General features: G+C 49.1%; 23 protein-coding genes. 15 read left to right on the top strand and 8 right to left on the bottom strand.

The window, feature by feature from the left end:
- Window positions 1-100: 100 nt before the first annotated feature.
- A complete protein-coding gene (locus tag M0415_RS16720; protein WP_088212174.1) occupies window positions 101-1,585 on the bottom strand; it encodes an alanine/glycine:cation symporter family protein in 1,485 nt (494 codons plus the stop codon).
- Window positions 1,586-1,948: 363 nt separating this feature from the next.
- Window positions 1,949-2,236, bottom strand: a complete 288-nt coding sequence (locus M0415_RS16715) for a hypothetical protein (RefSeq protein ID WP_088212173.1) — start codon at window positions 2,234-2,236, stop codon at window positions 1,949-1,951.
- Between the two features lie 199 nt (window positions 2,237-2,435).
- On the opposite strand from M0415_RS16715, the gene M0415_RS16710 reads away from it, so the two are divergent.
- Entirely contained in the window at window positions 2,436-4,550 is a 2,115-nt protein-coding gene (locus M0415_RS16710) for a DNA topoisomerase III (protein ID WP_088212172.1), read from the top strand.
- Window positions 4,551-4,799: 249 nt separating this feature from the next.
- Window positions 4,800-5,969 carry a porin gene (locus M0415_RS16705; protein ID WP_088212219.1) on the top strand — a complete coding sequence of 390 codons (1,170 nt, stop codon included), beginning with the start codon at window positions 4,800-4,802 and terminating at the stop codon, window positions 5,967-5,969.
- An 85-nt stretch (window positions 5,970-6,054) separates the two neighbouring features.
- Here the strand turns inward: M0415_RS16705 and M0415_RS16700 are convergent, their stop codons facing one another.
- Complete coding sequence (locus M0415_RS16700) at window positions 6,055-7,581, bottom strand: sigma-54 interaction domain-containing protein (protein WP_088212171.1); 1,527 nt, start codon at window positions 7,579-7,581, stop codon at window positions 6,055-6,057.
- Between the two features lie 165 nt (window positions 7,582-7,746).
- On the opposite strand from M0415_RS16700, the gene M0415_RS16695 reads away from it, so the two are divergent.
- Genes M0415_RS16695 through M0415_RS16685 form a run of 3 tightly spaced genes read left to right on the top strand, consistent with a single transcriptional unit; the run spans window position 7,747 to window position 11,399 of the window.
- Window positions 7,747-9,300, top strand: a complete 1,554-nt coding sequence (locus M0415_RS16695; RefSeq protein ID WP_249554665.1) for a flavocytochrome c — start codon at window positions 7,747-7,749, stop codon at window positions 9,298-9,300.
- A 36-nt stretch (window positions 9,301-9,336) separates the two neighbouring features.
- Window positions 9,337-10,974 carry an HAL/PAL/TAL family ammonia-lyase gene (locus tag M0415_RS16690; RefSeq protein WP_249554668.1) on the top strand — a complete coding sequence of 546 codons (1,638 nt, stop codon included), beginning with the start codon at window positions 9,337-9,339 and terminating at the stop codon, window positions 10,972-10,974.
- Between the two features lie 41 nt (window positions 10,975-11,015).
- The gene (locus tag M0415_RS16685; RefSeq protein ID WP_088212168.1) at window positions 11,016-11,399 is read left to right on the top strand and encodes a cytochrome c3 family protein; all 384 of its coding nucleotides are present in this window, start codon (window positions 11,016-11,018) and stop codon (window positions 11,397-11,399) included.
- A gap of 221 nt (window positions 11,400-11,620) precedes the next feature.
- Here M0415_RS16685 and M0415_RS16680 read toward each other — a convergent pair whose 3' ends face one another.
- On the bottom strand, window positions 11,621-12,910 hold the full coding sequence (locus M0415_RS16680) for an alpha/beta fold hydrolase (RefSeq protein WP_088212167.1): 1,290 nt from the start codon (window positions 12,908-12,910) through the stop codon (window positions 11,621-11,623).
- Between the two features lie 179 nt (window positions 12,911-13,089).
- Here M0415_RS16680 and M0415_RS16675 point away from each other — a divergent pair, with 179 nt between their 5' ends.
- The 10 genes from M0415_RS16675 (at window position 13,090) to M0415_RS16630 (ending at window position 22,982) form a co-directional block, all read left to right on the top strand.
- Window positions 13,090-13,734 (top strand): MBL fold metallo-hydrolase, encoded by a 645-nt coding sequence (locus M0415_RS16675; RefSeq protein ID WP_088212166.1) that lies wholly within the window; start codon window positions 13,090-13,092, stop codon window positions 13,732-13,734.
- A 226-nt stretch (window positions 13,735-13,960) separates the two neighbouring features.
- Window positions 13,961-14,974, top strand: coding sequence for an XdhC family protein (locus M0415_RS16670; RefSeq protein WP_088212165.1), 1,014 nt, complete (start codon window positions 13,961-13,963; stop codon window positions 14,972-14,974).
- Window positions 14,974-15,681 carry a nucleotidyltransferase family protein gene (locus M0415_RS16665; RefSeq protein ID WP_088212164.1) on the top strand — a complete coding sequence of 236 codons (708 nt, stop codon included), beginning with the start codon at window positions 14,974-14,976 and terminating at the stop codon, window positions 15,679-15,681. The genes M0415_RS16670 and M0415_RS16665 overlap by 1 nt, the downstream gene beginning before the upstream one ends.
- Window positions 15,682-15,684: 3 nt before the next feature.
- Window positions 15,685-16,182, top strand: a complete 498-nt coding sequence (locus M0415_RS16660; RefSeq protein ID WP_088212163.1) for a (2Fe-2S)-binding protein — start codon at window positions 15,685-15,687, stop codon at window positions 16,180-16,182.
- 1 nt (window position 16,183) lies between these two features.
- Window positions 16,184-18,430 carry a xanthine dehydrogenase family protein molybdopterin-binding subunit gene (locus M0415_RS16655; protein ID WP_088212162.1) on the top strand — a complete coding sequence of 749 codons (2,247 nt, stop codon included), beginning with the start codon at window positions 16,184-16,186 and terminating at the stop codon, window positions 18,428-18,430.
- 370 nt (window positions 18,431-18,800) lie between these two features.
- Window positions 18,801-19,292 carry a DUF1097 domain-containing protein gene (locus tag M0415_RS16650; RefSeq protein WP_011622224.1) on the top strand — a complete coding sequence of 164 codons (492 nt, stop codon included), beginning with the start codon at window positions 18,801-18,803 and terminating at the stop codon, window positions 19,290-19,292.
- 114 nt (window positions 19,293-19,406) lie between these two features.
- The gene (locus M0415_RS16645) at window positions 19,407-20,861 is read left to right on the top strand and encodes a methyl-accepting chemotaxis protein (protein ID WP_088212161.1); all 1,455 of its coding nucleotides are present in this window, start codon (window positions 19,407-19,409) and stop codon (window positions 20,859-20,861) included.
- 397 nt (window positions 20,862-21,258) lie between these two features.
- Entirely contained in the window at window positions 21,259-21,666 is a 408-nt protein-coding gene (locus M0415_RS16640; RefSeq protein ID WP_088212160.1) for a hypothetical protein, read from the top strand.
- Window positions 21,667-21,879: 213 nt separating this feature from the next.
- Complete coding sequence (locus M0415_RS16635; protein WP_088212159.1) at window positions 21,880-22,422, top strand: GNAT family N-acetyltransferase; 543 nt, start codon at window positions 21,880-21,882, stop codon at window positions 22,420-22,422.
- Between the two features lie 128 nt (window positions 22,423-22,550).
- Window positions 22,551-22,982: a nuclear transport factor 2 family protein gene (locus tag M0415_RS16630; RefSeq protein WP_088212158.1), complete on the top strand. Its 432-nt coding sequence runs from the start codon at window positions 22,551-22,553 to the stop codon at window positions 22,980-22,982.
- Between the two features lie 237 nt (window positions 22,983-23,219).
- Here the strand turns inward: M0415_RS16630 and xthA are convergent, their stop codons facing one another.
- The 4 genes from xthA to fhuF all read right to left on the bottom strand — a co-directional run bounded on the left by xthA (window position 23,220) and on the right by fhuF (window position 26,059).
- Window positions 23,220-24,032: an exodeoxyribonuclease III gene (gene xthA, locus M0415_RS16625; RefSeq protein WP_088212157.1), complete on the bottom strand. Its 813-nt coding sequence runs from the start codon at window positions 24,030-24,032 to the stop codon at window positions 23,220-23,222.
- A complete protein-coding gene (locus M0415_RS16620; RefSeq protein WP_011072939.1) occupies window positions 24,032-24,331 on the bottom strand; it encodes a YciI family protein in 300 nt (99 codons plus the stop codon). The genes xthA and M0415_RS16620 overlap by 1 nt, the downstream gene beginning before the upstream one ends.
- Window positions 24,331-24,876 (bottom strand): septation protein A, encoded by a 546-nt coding sequence (locus tag M0415_RS16615; protein ID WP_011716559.1) that lies wholly within the window; start codon window positions 24,874-24,876, stop codon window positions 24,331-24,333. The genes M0415_RS16620 and M0415_RS16615 overlap by 1 nt, the downstream gene beginning before the upstream one ends.
- Before the next feature lie 163 nt (window positions 24,877-25,039).
- Window positions 25,040-26,059: a siderophore-iron reductase FhuF gene (gene fhuF, locus M0415_RS16610; RefSeq protein ID WP_088212156.1), complete on the bottom strand. Its 1,020-nt coding sequence runs from the start codon at window positions 26,057-26,059 to the stop codon at window positions 25,040-25,042.
- Window positions 26,060-26,078 lie beyond the last annotated feature (19 nt).

Here is a 26,078-nt window from a genome sequence, read left to right as displayed (position 1 = left end):
AGATGGAAAGTGTGCTCGGCGTTAAGCGTCGGCGCACTTTAAAATGAACAACAAAAAAGCCAGTGATTATTCACTGGCTTTTTGTTAGTAGTTTCAATCCTTAAGAGATTTTGGGAGTCTCGCTGGATTGACTCTGCGCTAGTTCATCCTGCGCATTCTTGCGCTCAACCCAATAATCTGCATGGGGAATACCGAGCTTTTCAGGATCGAATAACGGCTCAACCCCTTGTTTCTGTTGCGACTCATAATCCTTCAGGCAAGTGAAGGCGATGCGTTGTAGCAGAATAATGGAGATAATGTTTAGCCACGCCATCAGTCCCACGCCAATGTCACCCATGCCCCAGGCCAAATCGGCGGTTTTCACCGTGCCATAAACAGTTGATGCCATCAGCACTACTTTCAGTACCACTGTGAGCCAAGGACGATTCGCCTTGCGATTGATATAGGCAATGTTGGTTTCGGCAATATAGTAGTAGGCCACAATGGTGGTGAAGGCGAAGAAGAACAGCGCGACGGCAACGAACATATTACCAAAGCCTGGCATCATGCTTTCCATTGCGGTTTGCACATAACCAGGGCCTGCTGCGACGCCCGCAATCCCAGTATACAGCGCGGCGCCATCTGGGCCTTGCACATTATACAAACCCGTGATCAGCAGCATAAAGCCGGTGGCTGAACAGACGAATAGGGTATCGACATACACTGAGAAGGCTTGCACTAAACCTTGTTTGGCAGGGTGGCTCACGGCGGCGGCAGAAGAAGCGTGTGGCCCAGTACCTTGGCCTGCTTCGTTTGAGTAAATACCGCGTTTTACCCCCCACATAATCGCAAGACCTAGAATCGCACCAAAGCCCGCATCGAGTCCGAAGGCACTTTTTAGGATCAACATAATAATATCGGGCAGCTGACCAATGTTAAGGGCAATAATCACGCAGGCGACAATGATATAACCCAGTGCCATAAAGGGCACTACGGTACTGGCGAAGTGGGCAATACGTTTTACGCCACCAAAGATAATGAAACCTAACAGCATAGCGAGGATGGCAGCGGTGACGTTAGGGTCGATATCGAAGGCGGTTTTTAGGCTCGAACCAATCGAGTTGGCTTGCACGCCAGGCAGTAAAATTCCGCAGGCAAAAATGGTCGCAATGGCAAATGTCCAAGCGTACCACTTCATGCCTAAGCCTTTTTCAATGTAAAAGGCGGGGCCGCCGCGATACTCTCCATTGATTTTTTCTTTGTAGACTTGGCCTAAGGTGGATTCGACGAATGCGGAGCTGGCGCCAAGAAACGCTACCATCCACATCCAAAACAATGCCCCCGGACCGCCGAAGGTAATCGCAGTGGCGACACCGGCAATGTTTCCGGTTCCCACACGACCTGCTAAAGTCATGGCTAAGGCTTGGAAGGAAGACACACCAGCATCAGTGCTCTTACCATCAAACATTAAACGGATCATTTCGGGTAAATGGCGTAACTGTAAGAAACGTGAGCGCAGGGAGAAAAAGAGTCCTACACCGAGGCAAAGATAAACGAGTGCGGGGCTCCAAACGATATTGTTGACCGCATTAACAATCTCATTCATATAATTCAACTCCAATATTCTGTTGTTTTTGCAGAGTTTTTAAGATATTTGCTTGTAAGTTTGGGTACTAAACGGCCAATTTGGCCTAAGGTTAAGACGTGTGCGCACGCCCAAGAGCTTCAACATAACGGCTTTTTGAGCCGCTTCATAGCTAAAGTTGTTAAATAATTGATAGTTTAACGTTCTTTATTTGGTGGCTTTACTGAGCAGGGATTTAGCGGTGCGTTAACTGACTAGATTACTAACTGAGTTTGACAGTCGGGATGTAGGAGAAAGGTGAGGCAAGGGTGTGGGTTGGCACTCTTTATTTTTGCCGAAGCGGATGTTCGTGTAAGTATCCACACAAGGCTTAAAAAACGGGGCTTACATTACCAGCCATAACAGCATCCATAGTCCGAATAGCCATGCCAGACTGCGGCGGCTAACCCTATGTTTTAATAGTAAAGACAGGCTTACTGCCACGGGTAAATACAGGATAAAAGCCCAAGAAAGGAAAGGCGCCTCAAATCCTAGCCTTTTAAGTCCCATTTCACAAAGTAGACTTAACGCCAGCAATAACAGGCTGTAGAAGATCACTAGTTGATTGAATCTTAAGGCAAGCGCTGGCTTAAAGACGGGGGTTATAGGGCTTGGCAAGGTCAGTGTATTCATCTCTTTTTCTCAATTCCTCGTAATGGATGCAAGGGATTTTAGTTTTAGATGAGAATTGTTCTCAACTAAATTTACACAGCTTTAGTGTTCCATCGCCATTCATCAAGTTCAATCGACCCTCGAGGCAAAACGGCGGTTTGCACTCTTGTCCGCTTTGGGCTAAATTACACTGTAATTATATCCAGTGTTTAATGTAGATATGATCCTCTATATTGCTGAAAAACCAAGCCTTGGGCGTGCAATTGCCGATGTGCTGCCTAAACCCCACAAAAAAGGTGACGGGTTTATTGAAGACGCCCAGGGCAACTGCGTGTCTTGGTGTGTGGGACACTTGCTCGAACAGGCCGAGCCCAATGCCTATAATCCCGAGTTTAAATCGTGGAAATTTGAGCATTTACCCATAGTACCCGAGAAATGGCAGCTTAAACCTAAGGCCGCGACCCGCAGCCAACTCACAGTGCTTAAAAAGCTGGTGAAACAGGCCGATACGCTAGTGAACGCTGGCGATCCCGACCGCGAAGGGCAGTTATTGGTTGATGAAGTGATCGCCTATTTGGGTGTGACTGGCGATAAATTACAGCAAACGCAGCGACTCCTTATTAGCGACTTAAACCCACAGGCGGTGAAACGTGCCCTGTCGCAGTTACGCAGTAACCGTGAGTTTATTCCTTTGTCGACCTCGGCGCTTGCCCGAAGCCGCGCCGATTGGCTCTATGGCATGAATATGACGCGGGCCTACACCATCCAAGGGAAAAAGGTCGGCTATCAGGGCGTACTATCAGTCGGTCGAGTACAGACACCACTGCTTGGGCTTATCGTGCGCCGCGATGAAGAAATCGCGAACTTCCAATCTAAGCCTTTTTATGAGGTTCTGGCTCACTTAGTGACGGACAAAGATCAGGCTTTCACGGCGAAGTGGCAACCCAGTGAAGCCTGCTTACCCTATATGGATGAAGAGGGGCGCGTGCTCGCTAAGGGTTTAGCGCAAAATGTGGTGCGCCGGATCACCGATAAACCCGCCAAAGTGACCCAGTTAAGCACTAAGGATAAGCAGCAGAATCCGCCTTTACCCTACAGTTTATCGGCGCTGCAAATCGATGCCGCCAAGCGCTTTGGTATGAGCGCGAAGGACGTGCTCGATACCTGCCAGAGCTTATACGAGCGCCATAAGCTAATCACCTATCCACGCTCAGACAGCCGTTATTTGCCCACGGAGCAGCATGGGCTTGCAAGCGGGGTATTAGCGGCCATCATGGGCGGTGCGCCCGAGTTAGTCGTACACGCTGAGGCGCCGAATCCTCGGCTTAAATCTAAGGCGTGGGATGATAAAAAAGTCGATGCCCATCACGCCATAATTCCAACGGAAAAACAGCCCAATCTAAGCGGTTTAAGCCAGCGGGAAAGACAGCTTTATCTGCATGTTGCTCGCCAGTATTTGGCACAATTTTACCCCGCCTATTGCTACAGTGAAACTGCGGTCGAGGTGACGATCGAAGGTGGCCTTTTTAAAACTAAGGCAAAACAGGATAAGTCCCTCGGTTGGAAACAACTGTTTGCCAGAGAAGAGAACGAACGAAAGGACGCATCATCCGCAGCGAGTTTTGCGCAAGGCGAAAAGGACGCAGAGGAAGGAGAATATGTTGGTCAACTACCGCCGCTTACCTTAGGGCAAGTGCTTCATTGTCACCACGGTGAATTAGTCGAGAAGCAAACTCAACCACCCAAGGCTTTTACCGATGCGACCTTGCTGAGCGCAATGACAGGGATTAACCGTTATGTGACAGATCCCGAGATCCGCAAAATTTTAAAGGAAACCGATGGCCTAGGTACGGAAGCAACTCGCGCAGGCATTATTGAGCTGCTGTTTAAGCGAGGCTTTATTCAGCGTCAGGGCAAGTCGATTGTAGCCACTGAGGTGGGCAAGGGCTTAATCAATAGTTTGCCCCTGAGCGCCACAACGCCCGATATGACGGCGCTGTGGGAGGCAAGCCTGAACGGTATCTGTCATAAAGAAATCTCTTATCAAGGATTTATGCAGCCACTGCTGGGGACGCTAAATAACTTAATCGAAAATGCAGGCGCTCAATTACCCTCAGCCCTCAATGGCTTAAAAGGGCAGGGTTTTAAGCGTGCCGCGACTAAAAAGTCCGGTTATCGAAAAGCCGGAGCCAGAGGCGCTGCTGGCGGGAAAAAAGCCGGAACGGGCGCTAAAAAAGGGAATGCTAGCAATTCAGCCGCAGCATCTTCTACCTCCACGACAGCTAAACCGACAGCCCCTAGACGGCGAGCGAGCAAAGCGGTCGCCCAAGCTTGATGACACATATGTGATCAAACTGTCGCTAAACCACGGGATTTGGTAACGATATTTAATTTATTCCGCGATATTTAATTACCGCCAATCACGATATTTCGTGATTGGCGGATCCACTTCTAAAAAACACCTTCAAATTCAGCTTTTCAGCGCCGTGGCATGCAAACTGCTGTGTGTTGGCTGGAGAATATAATAAGCCAATTAAATCATATGATTATATATGGTTTAGCTGAATTAAAAGGTGTAGATGATATGAAAAAGAAATTGCTAGCAGTGATGATCCCTGCGGTGCTGTTGTCTGGTACAACGCAAGCGGTCGAGCTGTATAACGATCAAACCAATAGCGTCAATATGATGGGCTGGCTAGGCTTTGCGGCGTTAAACGATGGCCACGAAACTTCAGTAATTGATAACTTTTCCCGCGTGGGATTTCGTTTCGACCGCCAAGAGAAAAATGGTTGGCGCTCCTTTGCCCATACCGAATGGGGCATTAACATGGTCACCAGTGACGATGGCCTGATCTATACCCAAGGTCAAGGTGGTGGTCAGTTATCGGCTTCAAAAACCTCAGATTTCCTCTTTAACCGTTTAGGTTATGTCGGCATGTCGCACGACAAATGGGGCTCGCTCACCTTTGGTAAGCAGTGGGGGGCTTATTACGATGTGGCTTACACCACAGACGTGCTCAATGCCTTTACCGGCTGGTCTGTCGGTGCTTATACCTTCGGTGATGGCGGCCTCACTGGTGCGGGTCGTGCCGATGCGGCGCTGCAATACCGCAATACCTTTGGCAATCTGCATATCGCGGTGCAATACGCTTCTAAGCAAAATAGCGATGTGGCGCTCTATGACAATTTAGGCAACACCTTAAAGGATGGTTCGGAGCTGAGTTTCGACCCTAGCTATGGCGCGAGTGCAACTTACTATTTCACCGACAAATTTAAGGTGTTAGCGGGCTTTAACCGTGGTGACTTCACTGGCAATCTTGCGGGTAAAGACGTCGATAATACCAATCAAATCATCGGTATCGGCGCCCAATACGGCAGCTTCTACCAATATGCGCCGGGTCGTGATGCCGACGGTCTGTATGTTGGTTTTAACGCCCATAAGAGTGAGCAAAACGAGTTAGTCGGTGGCGATCTCTACGATTCAACCGGTGCCGAATTTATTGTTGCTTACCACTACGATAACGGATTCGTACCTAGCTTATTGCTGACTTACCAAGATTTGGATACCGATGAAAACACCGTTATCCAAGGTAAATGGACCCGCCAATTTGCTGTGCTAGGCCTGCATTATCGCTATAGCCGCGACACTATTATGTATGCCGAAGCCAAAATTGATTTCAGTGATATGGACGATAAAGCCTACGAAGATCTACAGGATAACAACTATGCCGTTGGTATTCGTTATTTCTTCTAATTGGCCAATTAATTCGGCAAAATAAATCAAAGGCCACATATTGTGTTGTGGCCTTTTTCATAACTATCCACTCCTTATCAATGCATTACACAATCCCTAACTTCTTCATTTTACTGCGCAGGGTATTGGCATTGATATCCAGCAACTCGGCGGCGCCGCCCGGGCCATAGAGTTTACCCCCAGTAATCCTTAAGGCATGGCTGATATATTTTTTGGTCATCACCTCTAGCGGCACCAGCTTATTGCTGGCATGACTAGGGTCGATAATCACGGTTTGAATGGATGGGGTTTTAACGGCTTCGAGGCTCTGTGGCGCCAGAAAACTAAAATCCAGCGGTCCTGTAGGGTGCTGAATGATGGCGCGCTCGAGCACATTAATGAGTTCGCGCACATTCCCAGGCCAACCATATTGGTTGAGAATATTCAGTTGTTCTGGGGCGATTCTTGGCAACTGCGGTAAATTGAACTTGGCACTGAGCTGTTCGACAAAATGTTGCACTAACAGAGGTATATCTGTGCGTCTTTGTCTGAGCGATGGGATCTCGATGGGGAAAATCGCCAGCCGATACCAGAGATCCTCCCTAAACACTTCTCTGTGCACCATGGCCTGAAGGTTTCTGTGGGTTGCGGCCACAATACGAATATCGAGCTGTACCGCATCGTGGCCGCCAACGCGGGTGATACAACTATTTTGCAGTACCCTAAGTAGTCGAACTTGAGCCGAAAGCGGCAATTCCCCTATCTCATCTAAGAAAATGGTGCCGCCGTTGGCCTGCTCGAAGTAGCCAATTTTGCGCGAATCGGCGCCGGTAAATGCACCTTTTTCATAACCAAAGAGCTCGGAGTCAATCAAGGTATCTGGGATGGCGCCGCAGTTTACCTTGATAAAAGGCTTACCCGAGCGCTCCGACAATTCGTGAATGGCGTTGGCGATGACTTCCTTGCCGCAGCCCGTTTCCCCAAGCATTAACACTGTGGTGTTGATTTTGGCGATAGATTGCACCTGTTGCATGACCTGTTTCAGGCCCGAATTGGCGCCAACCACGCCATTTTGAATATCTAAGGTACGACGCAGACTCACGTTTTGCTTCGAGAGCGCTTCGTTCTCTTTGAGTAAGTTGCGATCCCTTAAATTCAGCGCCGTGATCAGTGCTAGGTTTTGCATATGCGGCGCGATTAAGTCGGCATGGCGGGGCCTAAACACTCCAGTGCTTTTGGCATAAAAGCCAACTATCCCAAGGTGGGTATTTTCTATCGACATTCGCAGAATAATCACCGAGCGAATGTCTTTAATCACCTGTGGTGCGACTAAAGAGGTGACAGGATCATGCTCTATGTCGTTAACAATTCTAACCCTTGGTCGCTCGGGATCTTCTAAGTATTGCGCCATCTTCTCAGGAATTTGGATGCGCTTATCTAACGTGCAGCAATGGCTATCATCAACATGGGCGATAAACTGTATATCATTAAATTGTTTGCGAAAAATATTCACAAATAGCCCGTCAATAGGCAGTTCATTCCGAATAAACTCGAAGTAACTGTGCAACGATTTTTCGAGCTGCAGACTGCTACAGAGTCTTAGGGTTGATTCGTAATAGAAGTGTTTTTCCATTGATATTTCAAGTTAATCACTAAGTATCGTGATTGTAGATCTTTATATTTCGTGATTTTGTGCCTGCAATCAAAGTTCACCGCATAAATACCTCTTTTTAGGTGCTTGGCACAGCATCTGCACTTTCACGCTGACAAGTTCCAATGATTATTGAAGGAAATCAGCATGAGTAAAACCCAAGGTATTAATTCGGGGCGTCGACAATTATTAAAGGGCGGTATGGTCATGGCCGCAGGGCTCGGGGCGAGTATCGCGTTGCCTAGCTCTGCCAGCTGTGACTCGGCTCCTGTTAACTTCGATGAAATCGTAGATGTGCTCGTGGTAGGCAGCGGTTTTGCGGGTATGTCTGCGGCGTTGCAGGCCAGAGAAGCCGGCGTGAGCGTGATGGTTATCGATAAGATGCCCGTATTTGGTGGCAACTCGACCATCAACGGCGGCGCCATGGCGGTCGCGGGTTCTGCCCTACAGAAGCAGGCAGGGATTGAAGATTCGGTCGATGCCATGGTGGCGGACATGCTGCGGGCTGGTCGCGGCATGAACGATGTGGAAATGCTCAAACTGGTATGTAACGGCACCGCAGAATCCTGCCAGTGGCTGATCGATTACGGCGTGAACTGGAAACCTTTTGTACAGCACTTTGGCGGCCACTCGGTACAACGAGTGCTACAAACCGTTGAAAGTTCAGGCGCTGGCATTATTCGCCCCCTAATTAAAGCTGCCCGAGACAAGGGCGTCATCATGAAAAATCAGACCAAGCTCGAAGGCTTTGTACAAGATGAGGCCGGACGGGTGATCGGTGTCGAAGTTCGCGAAGGTTTTTATTTTCCCAATGAGCGCACGGGTAAAATACGTCGTATCGGCGCGCGCCGTGGCGTGATTATGGCGACTGGCGGTTTTGGTCGCGATATTGAATACCGTATGATGCAATTACCTGAGTTAAATAGTGATTTAGATTCAACCAACCATGCAGGTGCCACCTCTGAGGCGCTCAAGCAGATGATGCTCATTGGGGCCAATCCCATTCATTTAGACCAAATTCAGCTTGGCCCATGGGCATCCCCCGACGAGAAGGGCTTTGGCACGGCTTCCCAGTTCAACACTATCGCCACCTATCCCCACGGCATTGTGGTGGATGTGCGCACCGGAGAGCGTTTCTTCAATGAATTAGCCGACCGTAAAGCCCGTGCAGACGCCATCATGACCCGACGGGATGAGAAGGGGCAGCCTGTCTATCCCATTGGTTTTACTAATGCTGCCGGAGCCAGTAAGGCACAGACCTTAGATTGGGGTCTGAAATACAAGGTCATAAGCAAGGCCGAGACCTTAGACGAACTGGCCACGATTTACGGCATGCCAGCTAAGGCATTAAAGGCGCAGGTGGCGCGTTGGAATGAAGCGGTAAAAACAGGGGTAGATAAAGAGTTCGACCGCCCTATGCAGGAGGCGATAGTGCTCGATAAAGGGCCTTGGTATGCGGTGCGCATGTGGCCGAAGGTGCATTATTGCATGGGCGGCGTGAAGGTGAATACCCAATCCGAAGTGCTGCATTTGGTCAGCAATAAAGCCATTCCCGGATTATACGCCGCAGGCGAAGCCACGGGCGGTATCCACGGAGCGAGTCGATTAGGCGCCTGTGCCGTGGCTGAAGGGGTCGTCACTGGGCGTAATGCTGGTCGTAACTGCGCCGCGGCAAACGCTGTGACGCTCAAGCAAGCTTAGATTTTATTAAAAATAACAAAATGTTGGAGAATGATAATGAATAAATCCATGTTGATGGCCTCACTCACCTTGAGTCTACTTTCAGGCAGCGCGCTCGCGATGGAGCAAGTAGTACTCGACGGTAAACATTTAACCCAAGACCAAGCCTGGGCAATTGCCGATGGCGCAAAAGTGAAGATTGCACCTCAGGCCAAGACCCAACTCGTGAAAGCCAACGCGCTACTAATGGAAGCGGCCCGTCTGGGCAAACCTGTGTATGGCTTAACCGTGGGCGTTGGGCTAAACAAAGACCACAAGCTGTTCGATGCCAACGGCAAGTTGAGTGATGCGGTGCTCGACGCCTCTCGAAGCTTCAACCTCAGCACCCTGCGTGCCCACAGTGCCGGTGTCGGTGAAGCTGCGCCCATCCGCTTAACACGCTTAGCCTTAGCCGTACGGTTAAATACTATGCTAGCCGGACAAACCGGTGTGCAACCTGTGGTGGCCGAGCTTTATGAAGCCTATCTTAATCAGGGACTGACCCCTGTGATCCCAGCCAAAGGCACTGTAGGTGAGGCGGATATTCTGCTGTCATCCCATGTCGGTTTAGCCATGATTGGTGAATGGGAGGTATTCTACAAAGGTCAGCGTGTGAGCAGTAAAGAGGCGATGGCCGATGCAGGGATCACCCCCTTAGCACCTATGGGCAAAGACGCGCTATCGATTCTGTCTAACAATGCCTTTGCCGTCGCGTATGCCATGCAAGGTTACCGTGAGGCGAAGCAATTGTTGTCCGTATCGCCCACCGTCTTTGGTTTAAGCCTTGAGGGATTAAACGGTAACGTGGCGCCATTCTTGCCGCAAACCAACGACATCCGTCCATTCCCTTACATTAAATCGGCCACCAGTGACATTCTCAAGCAGCTCGATGGCAGTTATTTATGGCAGCTTAACGATGAGCGTCCATTACAGGATCCATTAAGCTTTAGAACCACGGCTTACACTTTTGCAGGCGCCGAGCAGGCTTTAGCCTCACTGGATGAAGTGATCAATATCCAAATCAACCATTCAGACGATAACCCAGCAGTGATTGTGGGCGCGTCGAACCAGTATGCCCAGTTCCCACAAGTGGCTAAATATATGGTTGAAGGACAGGGCGGTGTGTTCCCTACCACTAACTTTGAGCCGCTGCCTGTGGCACTCGCGGTGCAAAACCTGAGTGTCGCCCTGACCCATGTGTCCCACAACAGTGTGATGCGTACGATTCATCTGTCCGATGATCACTTTACTAAGCTGACGCGTTTCCTGAGTGCGCCGGAAAACCAAGGCCATGCCTTCGGTGCGATTCAAAAAGCCTTTGTGGATATGCAAGTGCGTAATAAGCAGTTAGCTACGCCAGTATCCTTCGATGGGATCTCTATCGCAGGAGGGATTGAAGATACCTTCACTAACCTTAAGTTGGCCTCGGACAACCTGATCCAAATCGTGGATAACACCCGAGTCATCTACGGTTTAGAACTGCTGCACTCTACTCAAGCGATTGATTTACGTAAGCAAGCTCACCCAGATCTGCAACTGGGCAAGGCCACGCAAGCCATGTACAAGTCCTACCGTGAAAAAGTGCCTTTTGTCGCCAAGGACCGTCCGTTTACCCCCGATATCCAAGCGTCAACTTACTTTATTGCAAACTATTAATCTACGATGCGGGGCGCGATGCCCCGCCTAGGAAGACTCTGATGTTAAAACCCGTATTTATTCTATTACTCGGTGTCATGCTGGCAACGCCTATGGCCGCTAATGCATTGAATATCAAGGATTACCATAAAGAGGTGATGACTGGGGCCGATGGTAAAGTCGATTGCGCGGCATGCCACGGTGATGCAAAACGTAAAACCGTTCCCGATGCAGCGACTTGCAGTAGCTGCCATGGTTCACCTGAGGAGGTGGCTAAGCTGACTGAGCGCCCAGCCGATGCGGGCCATTCGGTTGAGCCGAATCCCCATAACAGTCTGCACTACGGCACTGATCTGCCATGTACTTACTGCCATCAGGAACACAAAGAAAGTAAAGTCTATTGCAATCAATGCCATGAATTTACTTATCCTCAGATGAAACGTTAATTTCATCTCGATTAGAAACTCGCTCCCCTGCTTTTTTTGACTATCTTTGTCATGCACTCAACCCGGTTGAGTGCATTTTTTTAGGCAAAAAAAAGAGTAAGCCAATACGGATTACTCTTACGGAAAATTGGTCGTTGAATGTTGTAGCCAAAATCACTCATATGGATGAGGAGCCAGCACACAATGACAGCTTTTACTTAATTAACCCTTAAAATTAACATTTATCTTAAGCTGTCACCGCGGTTGAGACTGATGAGCTTATCTAAGATCCGCTCGCCATCCATTCGAATGCCATTGTGCTCATATTCCGAGGTTAACCAATATCTTAGATGCGCTACTTGTTTGGCCGTTTCTAGGCTGTAGTCCATCTCGACATACATATCTTCGCTGTAAATCGCGGCCGCAACCGGGACGCGGTTTTGGCTGAGCTGCTCAAGATTGTATAACGTCGGCCAGTCCGTCTTATGGGCAAGGAGATTGGCCGCGGCTTGGAGTGGGGCTAAATGGCTAAATTGCTCAAACATCCAAGGGTAAATCATCTCGCCAGTAAACAGGAAAGGCTTACCGACTTGATAGTTAAAGGCCGGATACTGCTCACGCACCCTATGGGCAGACCACTGTGACGCACTGTGTTGGCAGTAGATGGCCTCGTGTAACAGGGCAAAAATTGGGTTGGTGTTATAGTCGAGCAATTGGCCGAAATGATTTAAAAACAGTGGGTTGACATAATCACCTTGGGGCGAGTGCACCAGTGCTTGTTCAAGCAAATAGTAAACCGACTCTGGGCCTTGCTCCATGCCCAAGTTAATACCGAGCAGTTGCAACATTTCAACCGTGAGGCGCTCACCCGTGGCTAACTGCACTGGGTGCTCGAGTAAATGTTTGGCGAGGCGAGTCACGAGATGCTGCGCATCGTGGAAGCGCTGGAAGAAGTCCTTATTCTTGGCGAGCACGCGCTGATAGGTGGCCTGATAGACTTCATCACTGCTGCGCGTGAGGGAAGGTATGCCGCCGGTGATATAAGCTTCACTCACGCCCTGAGGCGCGGCGCTCAAATAATGTAGCACGCAGAAACCACCAAAGCTTTGACCTAGAATCGCCCACTTATCGGCGGGGCAGAGCTGGGCGCGAATTGATTCGGCATCACGGACGATATTGTCGGTCCTAAAATGGCTTAAATAATCGGCCTGCTGTTCAGGCGTTAAGTGCCCGAGGCTTTGGTAATTAATGGGGCTAGAAAGCCCAGTTCCCCGTTGGTCGAGCAATAATACTCTAAACTCTTTGAGTGCGCGGCGGATCCAACCGCTGTTATTCGCTGGGCGCATGGCAGCAAAGCCGGGGCCACCCTGAAAAAAGACGATATAAGGTAGTTTTTTATCTTTATTTTCAATGGCGCAGAGCTCCCGCGCGAACACACTGATCTGTTCACCAATCGGTTGTTGATAATCAAGTGGCAGGTTGAATGTGTGTTTTTTGGCGAGGACACCGGCGAGCATCATATCGGGTTTCATCAATTAACCTTAAGGGTAGGGTCTGTTGTTTATGGCAGATTGTATACAAAAGCCCTGTTGTCGCAAGTTAGGATTATTTGATTCGCCTTTGGTCAAGATCAATTTTTATTGTAAAAATTTGAGCCATGATAAGCCTCTTAGCGTAATCTATCGGCTATGGATAACACGAGATTGAAGCTATGAAGTACCAAATTATTCCTGTGACACCTTTCCAGCAGAATTGCAGCTTGATCTGGTGTGAAAAAACGAAGCGTGCCGCGGTTGTCGATCCGGGAGGGAATGTCGACCGTATTCTAGGCGAAATGAACAAATTGGGGCTCACGCTCGAAAAAATCTTACTCACTCATGGTCATATTGACCATGTGGGTGGCGCTAAATTATTAGCCCAGCAAACAAATGTGCCCATAGTGGGCCCCCATGTAGCGGATAAGTTTTGGATTGATAATCTGCCCAAACAGAGCCAAAACTTTGGGTTTCCCCATTGTGATGCCTTTGAGCCCGAGCAATATTTGCAGGATGGCGATGTAGTTACCGTGGGTGAGCAAAGCTTAAAAGTGTTGCATTGCCCTGGGCATACTCCGGGTCACGTGGCATTTTATTCTGCGGACGCGCATCTGGCTTGGGTGGGCGATATTCTGTTTAGAAGCTCGATTGGCCGTACGGATTTTCCGCAATCTAATCATCAGGATTTAATCCAATCCATCACCACTAAACTCTGGCCTTTAGGGGCGGATGTGGAATTTATTCCTGGCCATGGTCCTATGTCGACCTTTGGGGAAGAGCGCGAGCACAACCCCTTTGTCGCCGATCAATTATTACTCTAGGTAGACGCTTCTTCATCGCGACGCATGCCCATGCGTCGCGAGCAATCCATTTAGCCCATTAACTTTCGCTGGCCATTGCCGCCTATCTTCGTTTCGCTCGCCGCAATATTTTGTTCACCATTTCCCCTATCAATGCGAGTTCAGCTTTGTTAACTTGTTAAGTCGAATGTCATTTATTGGCTTCACTCATCTCTCTAGTCGCAGGTGCAAGCATGGAGTGTTGTGCATGGTTCAGCAAATTGAAGACTTATTAGAGCATTGGTTGCCCTTAGCCGATGATGCTTGGGTGCTGGCGGTGATCACCCATATTCAAGGCTCGTCCTACCGTAAACCCGGTGCCATGATGCTGTTCCATGAATTTGGCCAAGGCGCCGGAATATTAAGCGGTGGTTGTTTAGAGGCGGATCTGCGTCGCCATGCGCAAAATGCCATGCAGTCGCAACAGATTGCCTGCGTCACCTACGATGCGACGGATGAATCCGATGCCAGCTACCGCCTAGGTTGTGGTGGAAAAGTCGATATCATGTTGATCCCACTACTAAAAGAAAATCACGATCTAGGGCTTGTCGAAGTAGCAAAAGCGCTGCGTAAGAGGCAATCAGGTTTTTATCAATTGCCTCTCGCACCTGCGGGCAGCGATGCTCGCAGTTACTCGGCGCAGTTTTATTCGGTGGATAACGCACCTTTTCCCACTGCAGATTTTGCAAAATCAGGGATATTCAGCGCCCCCGAAGGGGATATGTTAATCATGCCCTTAAGACCGCGATTTCATTTAGGGATTTTTGGCGGCGGAATTGATGCCCAGCCTGTGGCGGCAATTGCCCATAGTTTAGGTTGGCAGGTAAGCGTATTTGATACTCGCACCGCGTATGCGCGAACTGCCGATTTTCCCCACGCCCATATCGTTAAGCAAGGCCTTGATGAGGTCGAAGGGCTTATCGCGCAGTTGGACTGTGCCGTTGTGATGCACCATAACTTGAACTTGGATGCCGCAACGCTTAAAGCCATTCAAGCTTATGATCTTAAATATGTTGCGCTCTTGGGGCCTGCCCATAGGCGGGACAAAGTGTTGGCGATGGCCGACCTCAGTACAGACTCATTTAGCGGTTACTTCTCGGCGCCTGCGGGACTTGCTCTTGGCGGCGAGTTACCCAGCGCTGTGGCATTGAGCATTTTAGCCCAATGCCATGGGGTGCTACACGGCGCGCCATGTTCGACCCTCGATGGGATCATGCCTTAATGCTGAGTCGCCAACGGCTGTTAATTGTCGTGCTGGCCGCGGGTGAGAGCCGGCGATTTCAGGGGATTAAACTGGCGCAGCCATTATCCACGCCCTCGAGTGCAAATAGCGGGCAAAGCATCTTACAAGGCCATATCGACCGTCTGGCTCGTTTTACCTCGGCGCCATTGGTAATGGGTGCATCCAACAATCAAGTCAGCGCTTCGCTGCTGGTGGTGCTTGGTGCCCATGCTAACGAGCTGCTTTCTCAACTTGAGGCTCTTGGGGCGAATCAATTCACGCTACTGCATAATGCCGACTGGCAGACAGGCCTGTCATCGTCGCTGCGAGTCGCGGCGGATTATGCAAAAGCGCAGCAGTTTGATGGCATGTTACTCACCTTAGCGGATCAGGTCGCGCTGACATTTGAAGACTATCGGCAGTTGATTGAGACTTGGCAGATGAGTCAGCAATCTGTGGCCGCGCTTTATCATCACGAAGCAGGGACCTTGAATGGACAAGATAAGTTGGATGAATTAGGCGCCCCTGCTATTTTTAATGCCTCAATACTCGATTTATTAACGGATTTGACCGGCGATCGCGGCGCCAAATCCATCTTAAAACAACTGGCAAATGTGGGTGAGTTAGTGGCTGTTCCCTTACCCCATGCCGCGATTGATATTGATACTAAAGCCGATCTTGCGTCGTGGTTGGCACTTAAGGAGTGAGTTATGGCAATACCATCCTCGGAGGCGGCAAAGGACCAGAGTCTTGTGATGCCATCCCAAAACCTGACCATTAACGGCAGATCTTTTACCTTAAATGCGGATCCGAATATGCCCATCCTCTGGGCGTTACGGGATATTTTAGGCTTAACGGGCACTAAGTATGGCTGTGGGGCCGGGCTCTGCGGCGCGTGTACCGTGCATTTAGATGGTCAGCCTGTGCGCGCCTGTTTAACCAGCGTATCCCAGGCGCAAGGCAAACAACTGACCACGATTGAAGGGCTGGATAATCAAAAGCTTAAAAATGCTTGGGCCGAACACAATGTGCCCCAGTGTGGTTATTGTCAGGCCGGGCAATTAATGTCGGCGGCGGCCTTAGTCACTCAGCATCCCAAACCGTCGGCGGAGCAAATTGATGCTGCCATGTCGGGGAATTTGTGTCGCTGCGGTACCTATCCTCGGATAAAAGCGGCGCTGCAAAGCTATGCCAAAGAGGAGGGCTAAGATGAGTACATTCACCGCAGTTGAAAATATCAGTCGCCGCGATGTGTTAAAACTCTTCGGCGCCGTCGGGGGGGGCCTCGCACTGGGGGCGAGTGGCCTCAGTTGGAGTCCCATGGCATTGGCGCAGGATCAGCAGGCGCGGCTCAATCTATTTATCGCCATCGGTGAGGATGACAAGGTCTATTTGACCTGCCACCGCTCCGAAATGGGTCAGGGGATCCGCACGGGGATTTTACAAATCTTGGCCGAAGAGCTGGAGGCCGATTGGGATAAAATTGTGCCTATTCAAGGGCTCGCCGATAAACGCTACGCCAGCCAAAATACCGATGGTAGCCGCAGTATCCGCGAAAACTATGACCGCATGCGTGAGATGGGCGCGATGGCTCGAACCATGCTTGAGCAAGCCGCCGCCGCCCGCTGGAAAGTCCCCGTGAGTGAGGTGCAGGCCAAAGATCATCAAGTGCTGCATGCCAAATCTGGCCGTGCTGCGCGCTTTGGCGAATTAGCCCTCGATGCGGCGGGATTACCACTGCCCGCGGCCGATTCGCTGCGGTTAAAGGCGGTTAAGGATTTCAAGCAAATTGGGGCTTCGCGTCAGATAGTCGATATGCAGGCCATGCTCACGGGTAAGGCTGTCTATGGCTATGACATCCAAGTGGATAACATGCTTTATGCCTGCATTATGCGCCCACCCGTATTGGGGAGCGATGTGGCAAGTCTTGACGATAGTGCGGCGCGCAAAGTAGCGGGGGTGGTCGATGTATACCGTTTGCCAACGTCCAAGGGCGCTCCGGCTTTTCAAGCCTTAGGCGGCGTAGCTGTGGTGGCGACAAACACTTGGAGCGCGCTGCAGGGACGTAAAGCTTTGCAAGTGAGCTGGACTCAGTCTGCCAACAGCAGCCACGATTCTAAAACTTACCTTAAAGAGCTGGTGGACAAGGTACAAGCCCCTGGTAAGGTGGTGCGTCAAGTTGGGGATGAGGTCAAAGCCTGGCCGAAGGACGATACCCTCAAGGCGATTTATACCGTGCCTTACCTTATCCATTCCTCCATCGAACCGCCCGTAGCCACCGCCAATGTGACCGATAAGGGCTGCGAAATTTGGGCATCGACACAAACACCGCAGAGTACCCAGCAAAATGTGGCTGTGGCCTTAGGTATTGCCGAAGATGCGGTGAAAGTGAATGTGACGCTGCTGGGCGGCGGCTTTGGGCGCAAGTCCAAACCAGATTTTAGTGTGGAGGCGGCGCTACTCTCCAAACAATTTAAACGGCCGGTGAAGGTGAGTTGGAGCCGTGAGGATGAAATCCAAAACGGTTATTATCACGCCATCAGTGCCCAGTGTTATCAGGCCTTGTTCGATGCCAATAACAAACCCACGGCGCTACTGGCGCGTACAGGCTTCCCGTCGATCAGCTCCACCTTTGCCGAGGGCGTTGAGTATCCATCCGGCGGAGAGTTGGACTTAGGTTTTGTCGATGTGCCCTTAGCCCTGGCAAATTTACGCTACGAGGCCGTGAAGGCCAGCGCCCACAGCCGTATCGGTTGGATGCGCTCGGTATGTAACATTCAACATGGGTTTGGCGTGGGCAGTTTTGTCGATGAAATGGCCCATAAAGCCAAGTTATCTTGTCCCGATATGTGGCGTAGCTTACTGGGCCAAGCGAGGCGAGAGACCTTTGAGAACCAAGGCTTTAAATATGGCAACTATGGCGAAGACTTAAACCGTCATCCCGTTGATGTCGGCCGTTACCTCAAGGTGATTGAGGCGGTTGAACAAGCCCAAGCCAAGGCGCCTAAAGCGGGTAAGAATCAAGGTTGGGGCTTTGCCGTGCATCGCAGCTTTGTGAGTGTGGTGGCGGTGGCGATGCGGGTTGAGGTCGGTGAGGATAAACAACTTAAAGTGCTTAATGCCATTGCTGCGATTGATGCCGGCACTGTGGTTAACCCCGACAGGGTGAAAGCGCAGACCGAAGGCGCGATAGTCTTTGGGTTAAGCTTGGCGCTAATGGGGGAGATCAGTTACCAACAGGGTAAGGTGATGCAGTCTAACTTCCATGATTATCCGCTTCTACGTTTACCCCAAGTGCCAGAGATGGAGATCATCATTATCGACTCGGATGCACCGCCTGCGGGTGTGGGTGAGCCCGGCGTGCCGCCGGTGGCACCAAGCCTGACCAACGCGATATTTGCCGCAACAGGCCTTAGGATCCGTGATCTGCCGGTTAATAAACAGTTAAAGGTGTGATGCTGTAAACCACACCTAAGTGAGCAAAAAAGCGCCTAATAAGCGCTTTTTTCGTTTTTTTACCACAAATAAATTGCTTGTTAGCAAATTTACGGGCATTAATGCCGAAAATTAGCAATAGATCAGGTTTTTGTTACCAGAATAGAGGTAATTTAACCAATATGTTTACTCAAGTGACCTAAGGTATGCGGACTCGCGTACACATTCATTTGAATCGGTTCCTAGTCGGCCTGTGAGTCAGTTTTCGATTGCAGATCCTTACTAAAAATTGATCGACACGGAAGTGAAGGGCGCTATAACACCATAATACAGCCGCACCTTAAGCGCATTTGAGTATTAACTTCCGTGAAAACAATACAAAGGGGTCATCATGGAAAATCGTTGGCAAGTCGCTATTTCGGCGGGGCTATTAGCCGCTGTCTGGTGTGGTATCGCAGATGCCTTTCATCTCGTTACTTGGATTGGCTTTTTAGGTTGTAGCACCTTCTTTGCTCAGCCGAAGGCCGGTTTTCAAGGCGTGATGATGGCGTGGTGCACCAATCTCTCCGGTGTGTTTTGGGCTTGGCTCATTATCAGCGGTAGCAGTTTCTTCGTATCGCCTGTGGCAGGTTATCTGTTTACGGGTATCGCGACCTCGGCAATGTGCCTGCAGGCCAGTTATCAAAAATTAAGCTTTATTCCCGGCGCCTTTATTGGCTGTTGTATTACCTTTGCTATGGCAGGGGATGTCGCCAATATTGTGCCATCCTTAGTGTTGGGCGCGCTGTTAGGTTTTTGCATGAGTTTGTTAACGGCGCAGTTAGTTACTCTTCGCCAAAAATGGTCAGCATCAACAGGTTCTGAAATCGCCAGTGCCGATTAAATTCATCATTTTTTAATCTGCAGATGATGCCTATGCGGTAAAAAAGTGATGGAATAGATGAGCTATAATGCTGATTTAGTACCCGATAGCCTTTAGGTCTTAGGAAATATCAAGATGAAACAAATCCAGTTTCGCACCATTGATGCCATATTGATCAAATTCAGTCTCAACGGAAAGTTTTGGGTTGTCTGTTCTATGGTGGCGCTGATCACCGCTGCCGTTGCACTCGTCAATTACCAACATGCTCACCGCAACCTTGAAGCCGCTTCTTTGGCTCGGGTGCAGGCGACCGTCGAAGCCTTTGCCCAAGTCGCGAATGCGCAAAAGTTGCAGGGTGATGCCCTGTCACAGTTTGCCCGTGATAATGGTTTAAGTGTTGTCACTCGCCAAGCAGAGGCGCAGCGCCAAAGGGATAATGTAACCGCCAGTGCCAGCGTGGGAGCAGGCGGCGCACTCGAGCTGTCGCAAAATGTTGCTCAATGGGAAAGCGAGGGCCGCAGCGATGCCAACTTAATGTTTTGGCTCGCGTTAATCGGTTTATTGCCCTTATTCCAACTCAGTTATTGGATTTCAACTTCCCTCGGCGGTGGTTTGTGGGATATGTACATGGCCATCAAACGCTTAGCCGATGGCGACTTAAGTTTCAGATTAAACTTTTTCGGCACCGATGACTTCAGCTTAATCGCCCGCGAAATTGACCGCTGCGCCGATAACATGAGTGAAATGGTGAGCGCTATCCGCAGCAATGCGCAGACGCTCTCCCTCGCCGCCGATGAGTTTAATCAGCAGGCCAAAAGCAGTGGCCAGTTAATTGGTGCCCAGCATCAATTTTTAGACTCAGTTGCCGTGGCCATGGCGCAGATGACTTCGGCGATTGAAGAAGTGTCGGTCAATGCCAGCAACACCTCGCTCCAGACCAAAGATAACGCCAGCCAAATGAGTGCCAGCCAAGGACGTATTAGCCACACGGTGGACAGTATCGGGCAGCTCTCAACCAAGATTGGCGCGGCATTTTCATCGGTAGAACAGTTATCTAAGGATGCGGCGGGTATCGATGCTGTGGTGACAACCATCAACAGTATTTCTGAGCAGACCAATTTGCTGGCGCTGAATGCGGCGATTGAAGCTGCCCGTGCGGGTGAGCAAGGCCGCGGTTTTGCGGTGGTTGCCGATGAAGTCCGTACCTTAGCAGGACGTACTCAACAAGCGACAGTTGAGATCCAAGCGATGATCGAAGGATTGCAATCGGGCACTCGTCAGCTCTCCAATATCACCACTGAGATTGTGGATCGCGCCGATGAAGGCCGTAGCGCCATTATTGCCGTGGGCGACGATGTCGAGGGGATGGCGCAATCGGTTAATGCCGTATTCGATATGAGCAGCCAGATTGCCGCATCGGCGGAAGAGCAGAGCGTCGCCGCCCGAGATATCGCCGGTCAGCTTAATGAGATCCGTCATCAATCCGATACCATTAAACAAACGGCGCAGCGCAGTGTCACCCTAGCGCATGATTTGCAACATGCCTCGGTTGAACTTGAAGGGATCCTTAAGCAGTACCGCACTAGCTAAGCCTCGGCTTTTATGGATTGGTTCTCATTAGTATAAAAGCGAAACGGTGGTTCGCTGGCGAGGCTTAGTCGCCAAATCCAAATATTCAAATTCAAATGGCGGTTGCATCTAATGCAGTCGCCATTTTTTATGCTTATTTACATCCGATATCGTTATTGCCTTTGCTGCGACACGCCAAAGTTAACCAAGGCCTTACAGACTTTCATTTAACCGCTTAGCATTGAAACTACAACTTGGTTTAAATTCAACTCATTGTTACTAAAAGGTAAAAACGTCATCAGTCTAAAGCGTGACTTTGGTTTCATTATCAAAATACCGTTGGAGAGGAGCTGAAACTGGGGTAGGTTATCAGCCCTATATGCCCCTGTGATTAGGGGCGAAGGGATGAGAGTAACATATGCAAAGGGTTGAGAGAGCCGCCTGCGTGGTTAAAGAGGCACTTGATGGCTACCGAGAGGAATTTGATGGCTTGGTGAGAGAATATGCGAATTTCTCCTATACCCAAGGGGAAGCTTACTGCGATTTTTTTGTTGATATAGCATCTATGATGAATGGTTCATGGCTATTAACGGCCGAGCTTGAGTCCGACACGATTGCTAATTTTAAATCCTTCGACTGGTACCGTATCTTGGCCATTGATGAAGCGCATACGCCAGAAGATGAATTGATCACATTATTACAGACGGCCTATAAAATCGGCTATCTCTGGTTAATAAAACGTTTGTCATTACTAAAACAGCAAATAGAGATGATTGAAATCCGGCTGTATCACAATGGCAGTCTTGATTATCAAGCTTTGAATTAGCGGGATGAGGTTGATTTGCCAAGCTCAATATCTGCCTTTTAAAAGTGATTTAGTTATGTCTCCTTTAGCCGACTATTGCCTACTGTCGCAAAAGTCTAATGGCCTTATTTCACTATCTATTCGGTAGCTATGTTTTTGATAAACTAAATAAATCTCTTTGCATATAGTGACTCCGTGTGCATTTCCAACTTAAACAGTAAATGGATAGCTTTAATGTTAGGAATAAAAATTGAAACAGAGCGTTTAGTTCTTAGAGCATTTAATGAAGATGACTCGACAGCATTATTTGACATTTTTTCCGATCCTGAGGTGATGAAATATTGGAATACTCCCCCTTGGAAAACATTCGATGATGCCGCTGCATTTATAAATAATAGTTCCGACTCCATGTGTGATTCCCGCGGAATGACATTAGGGGTTTATAAAAAACATAGTGGCGAACTGCTAGGTAAAGTGATGCTCTTTAATTATGACAAAGAGTCAAAGCGAGCTGAAATTGGATTTGGAATAAGCCCCAAATATTGGGGAAAAGGCATCGTTTCCGAGGCTGGGACAGCATTAATTAAATTTGCATTCAATACATTAGGTTTGCGTCGAATTGAAGCCGAGATTGACCCAGAGAATGTTTCTTCTGCCAAGGTGTTGGAGCGTATGGGGTTTATCAAAGAAGGTCATCTAAGGCAGCGCTGGGAGGTGAGTAGCATTATCTCGGATTCTGCTCTTTATGGGCTACTTGCTGAAGATTTAAGAGCCTAAGGGCAACTGATTTGAACAAGTGGTTAATGTCAGAAATATCCGTGGTTTGACTCTATATTGTCATGGACTCTTTAGTGCCCCTCTAGATGGAATTTTGTTTAAAAATCAGTATATATACAGGAAAAATGATGGAAAAGGATGCATTAGTTAAGCTTGCCATTGAATACTTTAAGAAAGTTGATGCGGGTGATGCGAGTTACTTAGATTTATTTAGCGAAGAGGTCGACTTTTTCTTCCCCAAATTTGGACGCGCTATGGGTAAGGACAGCTTAGTTGAGTTTGGCAATCGCATCGGCAGTTCACTTAGCAGTATTTGGCATGATATCGACGGTTTTAACATCACTGTTTCTGGCAATAAAGTTATCGTTGAAGGGCAAGAAGGTGGGGTCATGAGTGATGGCACCGTTTGGCCAGACAACAAGATTTCAACTGGTCGTTTTTGCAGTGTTTTTGAGTTTACTGACCATCTTATTAGCCGCATGTACGTGTACGTCGACCCTGACTTCCCAAGCCTCGATGTAGCGAGGATCTCTGTATTGTCAGGTCAGCAACAGGCCTAATGAGTAGCATTGTGTAGGTGAGCAGTACGTTAAACCCTCATCGAGAACAAGTCATCGCAATGGAGTATGTAGTGACAACGAGAACGGAATTACTCAATACATTAAACGCGTTATCGGCGGCTGATCCAGATCATTATCCGGCAGTGACATTAGATGGGTACTTTATTGGACTCTATAACAAAAAAACATCGGCCTAGGCCGATGTTTTATATCGATTAAAGAATTCACTCGAGCGAGTTAGGCTTCTTTAAAGGTGCTCCAAATTGGCGCGTGATCTGAGGGTTTATCGATGCCGCGCAGATCGTAATCGACGTCGGATTCGACTAAACGAGCAGCCAGTGACGGCGTGGCTAAGATCACATCGATGCGTAGGCCACGGTTATCATCGAAGCCTTTGCTGCGGTAATCGAACCATGAATAACGCTCGCTGCGGTCGGGGTGCAGTTGACGGAAGGTATCCACCAATCCCCAATCCTGCAGGGTTTTGAGCCATTCACGCTCTTCGGGTTGGAAGCTGCATTTACCGGTTTTTAGCCAACGTTTGCGGTTGACTTCACCGATGCCGATATCCAAATCTATGGGCGAAATATTGATATCCCCAATGATGGCGATATCTTCGTCGTTGCTATGATTTGCGTGCAAATGCGCCATTAAGTCCTGATAAAACTTACGCTTAGCAGGATACTTTGTCGGATGGTCAATGCTTTCGCCCTGAGGGAAATAACCATTCAGTACAGTTAGCGGTCGGCCATTGGCCTGAGCAAAGGTGCCGATAATCATGCGGCGCTGGGCATCTTCTTCATCGGTTGCAAACCCCTTTTGCACCTTAATTGGGGCGGCTTTGGAGAGCATGGCTACGCCATAGTGTGCCTTGCCACCGTGGTAATGCACGTGATAGCCCATGGCTTCGACTTCGGCGAGCGGGAAGGCTTCATCGTGCACTTTGGTTTCTTGCAGGCCGATAATGTCGGGCTGATGGCTGTCGATTAACGCTTGCAATTGATGCAGGCGAGAACGCAATCCATTGATATTGAAAGAAACGATTTTCATTAAGGGAGAACTCGTTTAAAGGGTTTAACCACAACGCTTTGATATACGCCCGCCGCGAAGTAAGGATCGGCATCAGCCCAGGCTTGAGCCGTGGCTAACGAATCGAAATCCGCAACCACTAATGAGCCGCTAAAACCCGCATCGCCTGGGTTTTCGCTATCGATAGCGGGGTGTGGACCCGCAACCAGCAAACGACCTTCATCGGCCAGTTCCTGTAAGCGAGCTAAATGCGCAGGGCGCGCCGCTAAACGTTTTTCTAAGCTGTTCTCAACATCCTGAGCTGAAATCATATACCACATTATTTGAGTTCCTTGCGTTGATCTTCGGGAAGATGTTTATAAAGGTAAAAGACGGTGATAACGGTATTTATCAGGGTTAAGGCGGTGAGGCCAAACACTTTAAAGTTCACCCAAGTTTCTAACGGCAGTCTAAAGGCGACATAGATATTGACTAGGCCACAGATGGCAAAAAAGCTCACCCAGTACCAAGTTACGTGTGCCCAAATCTTATCGGCCACCTTCATCTCTTTACCCAACATGGACTTTAAAATCGACTTGTTGAGTAGCTGGCTCACGCCAAGAGCTAGGGCAAATAAAGCATAAATAATAGTGACTTTCCACTTGATAAAGGCATCGTCATGGAACACTAAGGTGAGTGTGCCAAACACTGTCACCATAGCGAAGGTAATTAGGTGCATCTTCTCCAATTTTTTGTACAGCGCATAGGTCACGACTAATTGCAGTGCGGTGGCTGCGATTAAGGCGCCACTGGCGATATAAATATCGAAAAATTTATAGACGGCAAAAAAGATAATGAGGGGCAGAAAATCAAGCAGTTGTTTCATAAATAATCGTGTTAAGAAGACGTGGGCTTGAGTGTAGCACGGGGGGCTAGAGGGAAAAAGCCGTGAAAGGTGACCGATTGCTAACTGTTGCATTAAAGCGGCGGCAACGGCTGTTGCAATCCACCATGTAGCCCTTATAAGTAAGAGTGCCTGACCGATAAGGCTAAGCTTGCGCGGCACGTTTTGCTTGGGCGCGCGTGGCTAACGGGCAATCACCGCAGCGATGACTGTTGGTGAGTTGATACCTTAAGCAGCATACGCGGCGAATATTGTCAGCGTGAGGTGCTGAGTCGGGCAGCAGATTAATGCTGTTATAGAGTGGATTAGCCTCGCCATCTTCAAAGGATTTTGTGTTAAATAGCAGCGCCTTAAGGCGCTCAAATTCAATTTCTGGCAATGCCATTTCGCCTAAATACCAGTGAATAAGGTAGCCTAAATGGCTCCAATACAGCTTGGTGGGTGTTGGGCTTAAACCGGTTAATCGCTCAACACTAGGGACTAGATGGCTTTGAATCCACTTTATAAGTCGTTCGCGGTGGGGCGTTAAGACCGTGGTTTTAACTCTGGCGGCTTTATCCCGAGGAGTGGGAGTTAATTGAAACTCAAAACCTGCGACTCTGCCCGAATCGTGGGGCCTAAGGTAAAAATGCTCAGGCGCTATCTCAATTTGCTCAATCTGCTCAAGGGTGCTTGCGAGCGAGTGCGGCGCGTTAATAATCCATTCCAGCATAGGCGGCACTAACAGACCGAAATACCACTGCCCCCAGAGCGAGTGCAGGGCTTTGGAATTATGGCTATGGCTGAGCAATATCTGCTCGGGATTATTTTCTAATGGGCTGGAAGATGTGGTTTTTCCCAAAGGAGGGTAGGTCTTGGCAAAATCCAGTAATAGCTGCTGATACACGGCTGACTGACTCCAAGCATCAAAACTGAGTCCTTGGGGCTTAGTGGTAGCCACAAAGTGCTGTGCATAAAAAGGGGCGCGCAGCGCCAGTTGTTGATTAAACTCCTGGGCTACTTGCGTTAAATCTATTTGGCTCTTTGTTAAACCGAGTGCTGTTTGCTTGGCACTCGCAGTGTTTAAACTTTGCGAGCATTTGCTATGGCAGTGCTTGGTAGCACTCGGTTTAGTCTTACTGGAAAGCTTGACTAAGGCAGGGACTGATTCTCCTTGGCGCGCCATAATCACTCCTTAGGCTTGA

The organism is Shewanella sp. 10B, assembly GCF_023475885.1.
In the GTDB taxonomy this organism is placed as follows: Bacteria; Pseudomonadota; Gammaproteobacteria; order Enterobacterales; family Shewanellaceae; genus Shewanella; species Shewanella mangrovisoli.
This window is presented reverse-complemented; position numbering and strand designations above follow the sequence as displayed.

Coding starts and splice junctions, on each gene's coding strand:
- M0415_RS16655 (WP_088212162.1), top strand. CDS start 16,184: ATGAGTACATTCACCGCAGTTGAAAATATCAGTCGCCGCGATGTGTTA.
- M0415_RS16620 (WP_011072939.1), bottom strand. CDS start 24,331: ATGTGGTATATGATTTCAGCTCAGGATGTTGAGAACAGCTTAGAAAAA.
- M0415_RS16635 (WP_088212159.1), top strand. CDS start 21,880: ATGTTAGGAATAAAAATTGAAACAGAGCGTTTAGTTCTTAGAGCATTT.
- M0415_RS16680 (WP_088212167.1), bottom strand. CDS start 12,910: ATGAAACCCGATATGATGCTCGCCGGTGTCCTCGCCAAAAAACACACA.
- M0415_RS16640 (WP_088212160.1), top strand. CDS start 21,259: ATGCAAAGGGTTGAGAGAGCCGCCTGCGTGGTTAAAGAGGCACTTGAT.
- M0415_RS16615 (WP_011716559.1), bottom strand. CDS start 24,876: ATGAAACAACTGCTTGATTTTCTGCCCCTCATTATCTTTTTTGCCGTC.
- M0415_RS16675 (WP_088212166.1), top strand. CDS start 13,090: ATGAAGTACCAAATTATTCCTGTGACACCTTTCCAGCAGAATTGCAGC.
- M0415_RS16660 (WP_088212163.1), top strand. CDS start 15,685: ATGGCAATACCATCCTCGGAGGCGGCAAAGGACCAGAGTCTTGTGATG.
- M0415_RS16720 (WP_088212174.1), bottom strand. CDS start 1,585: ATGAATGAGATTGTTAATGCGGTCAACAATATCGTTTGGAGCCCCGCA.
- M0415_RS16705 (WP_088212219.1), top strand. CDS start 4,800: ATGAAAAAGAAATTGCTAGCAGTGATGATCCCTGCGGTGCTGTTGTCT.
- M0415_RS16665 (WP_088212164.1), top strand. CDS start 14,974: ATGCTGAGTCGCCAACGGCTGTTAATTGTCGTGCTGGCCGCGGGTGAG.
- M0415_RS16695 (WP_249554665.1), top strand. CDS start 7,747: ATGAGTAAAACCCAAGGTATTAATTCGGGGCGTCGACAATTATTAAAG.
- M0415_RS16645 (WP_088212161.1), top strand. CDS start 19,407: ATGAAACAAATCCAGTTTCGCACCATTGATGCCATATTGATCAAATTC.
- M0415_RS16710 (WP_088212172.1), top strand. CDS start 2,436: ATGATCCTCTATATTGCTGAAAAACCAAGCCTTGGGCGTGCAATTGCC.
- M0415_RS16650 (WP_011622224.1), top strand. CDS start 18,801: ATGGAAAATCGTTGGCAAGTCGCTATTTCGGCGGGGCTATTAGCCGCT.
- M0415_RS16715 (WP_088212173.1), bottom strand. CDS start 2,236: ATGAATACACTGACCTTGCCAAGCCCTATAACCCCCGTCTTTAAGCCA.
- fhuF (WP_088212156.1), bottom strand. CDS start 26,059: ATGGCGCGCCAAGGAGAATCAGTCCCTGCCTTAGTCAAGCTTTCCAGT.
- M0415_RS16700 (WP_088212171.1), bottom strand. CDS start 7,581: ATGGAAAAACACTTCTATTACGAATCAACCCTAAGACTCTGTAGCAGT.
- M0415_RS16670 (WP_088212165.1), top strand. CDS start 13,961: ATGGTTCAGCAAATTGAAGACTTATTAGAGCATTGGTTGCCCTTAGCC.
- M0415_RS16630 (WP_088212158.1), top strand. CDS start 22,551: ATGGAAAAGGATGCATTAGTTAAGCTTGCCATTGAATACTTTAAGAAA.
- M0415_RS16690 (WP_249554668.1), top strand. CDS start 9,337: ATGAATAAATCCATGTTGATGGCCTCACTCACCTTGAGTCTACTTTCA.
- M0415_RS16685 (WP_088212168.1), top strand. CDS start 11,016: ATGTTAAAACCCGTATTTATTCTATTACTCGGTGTCATGCTGGCAACG.
- xthA (WP_088212157.1), bottom strand. CDS start 24,032: ATGAAAATCGTTTCTTTCAATATCAATGGATTGCGTTCTCGCCTGCAT.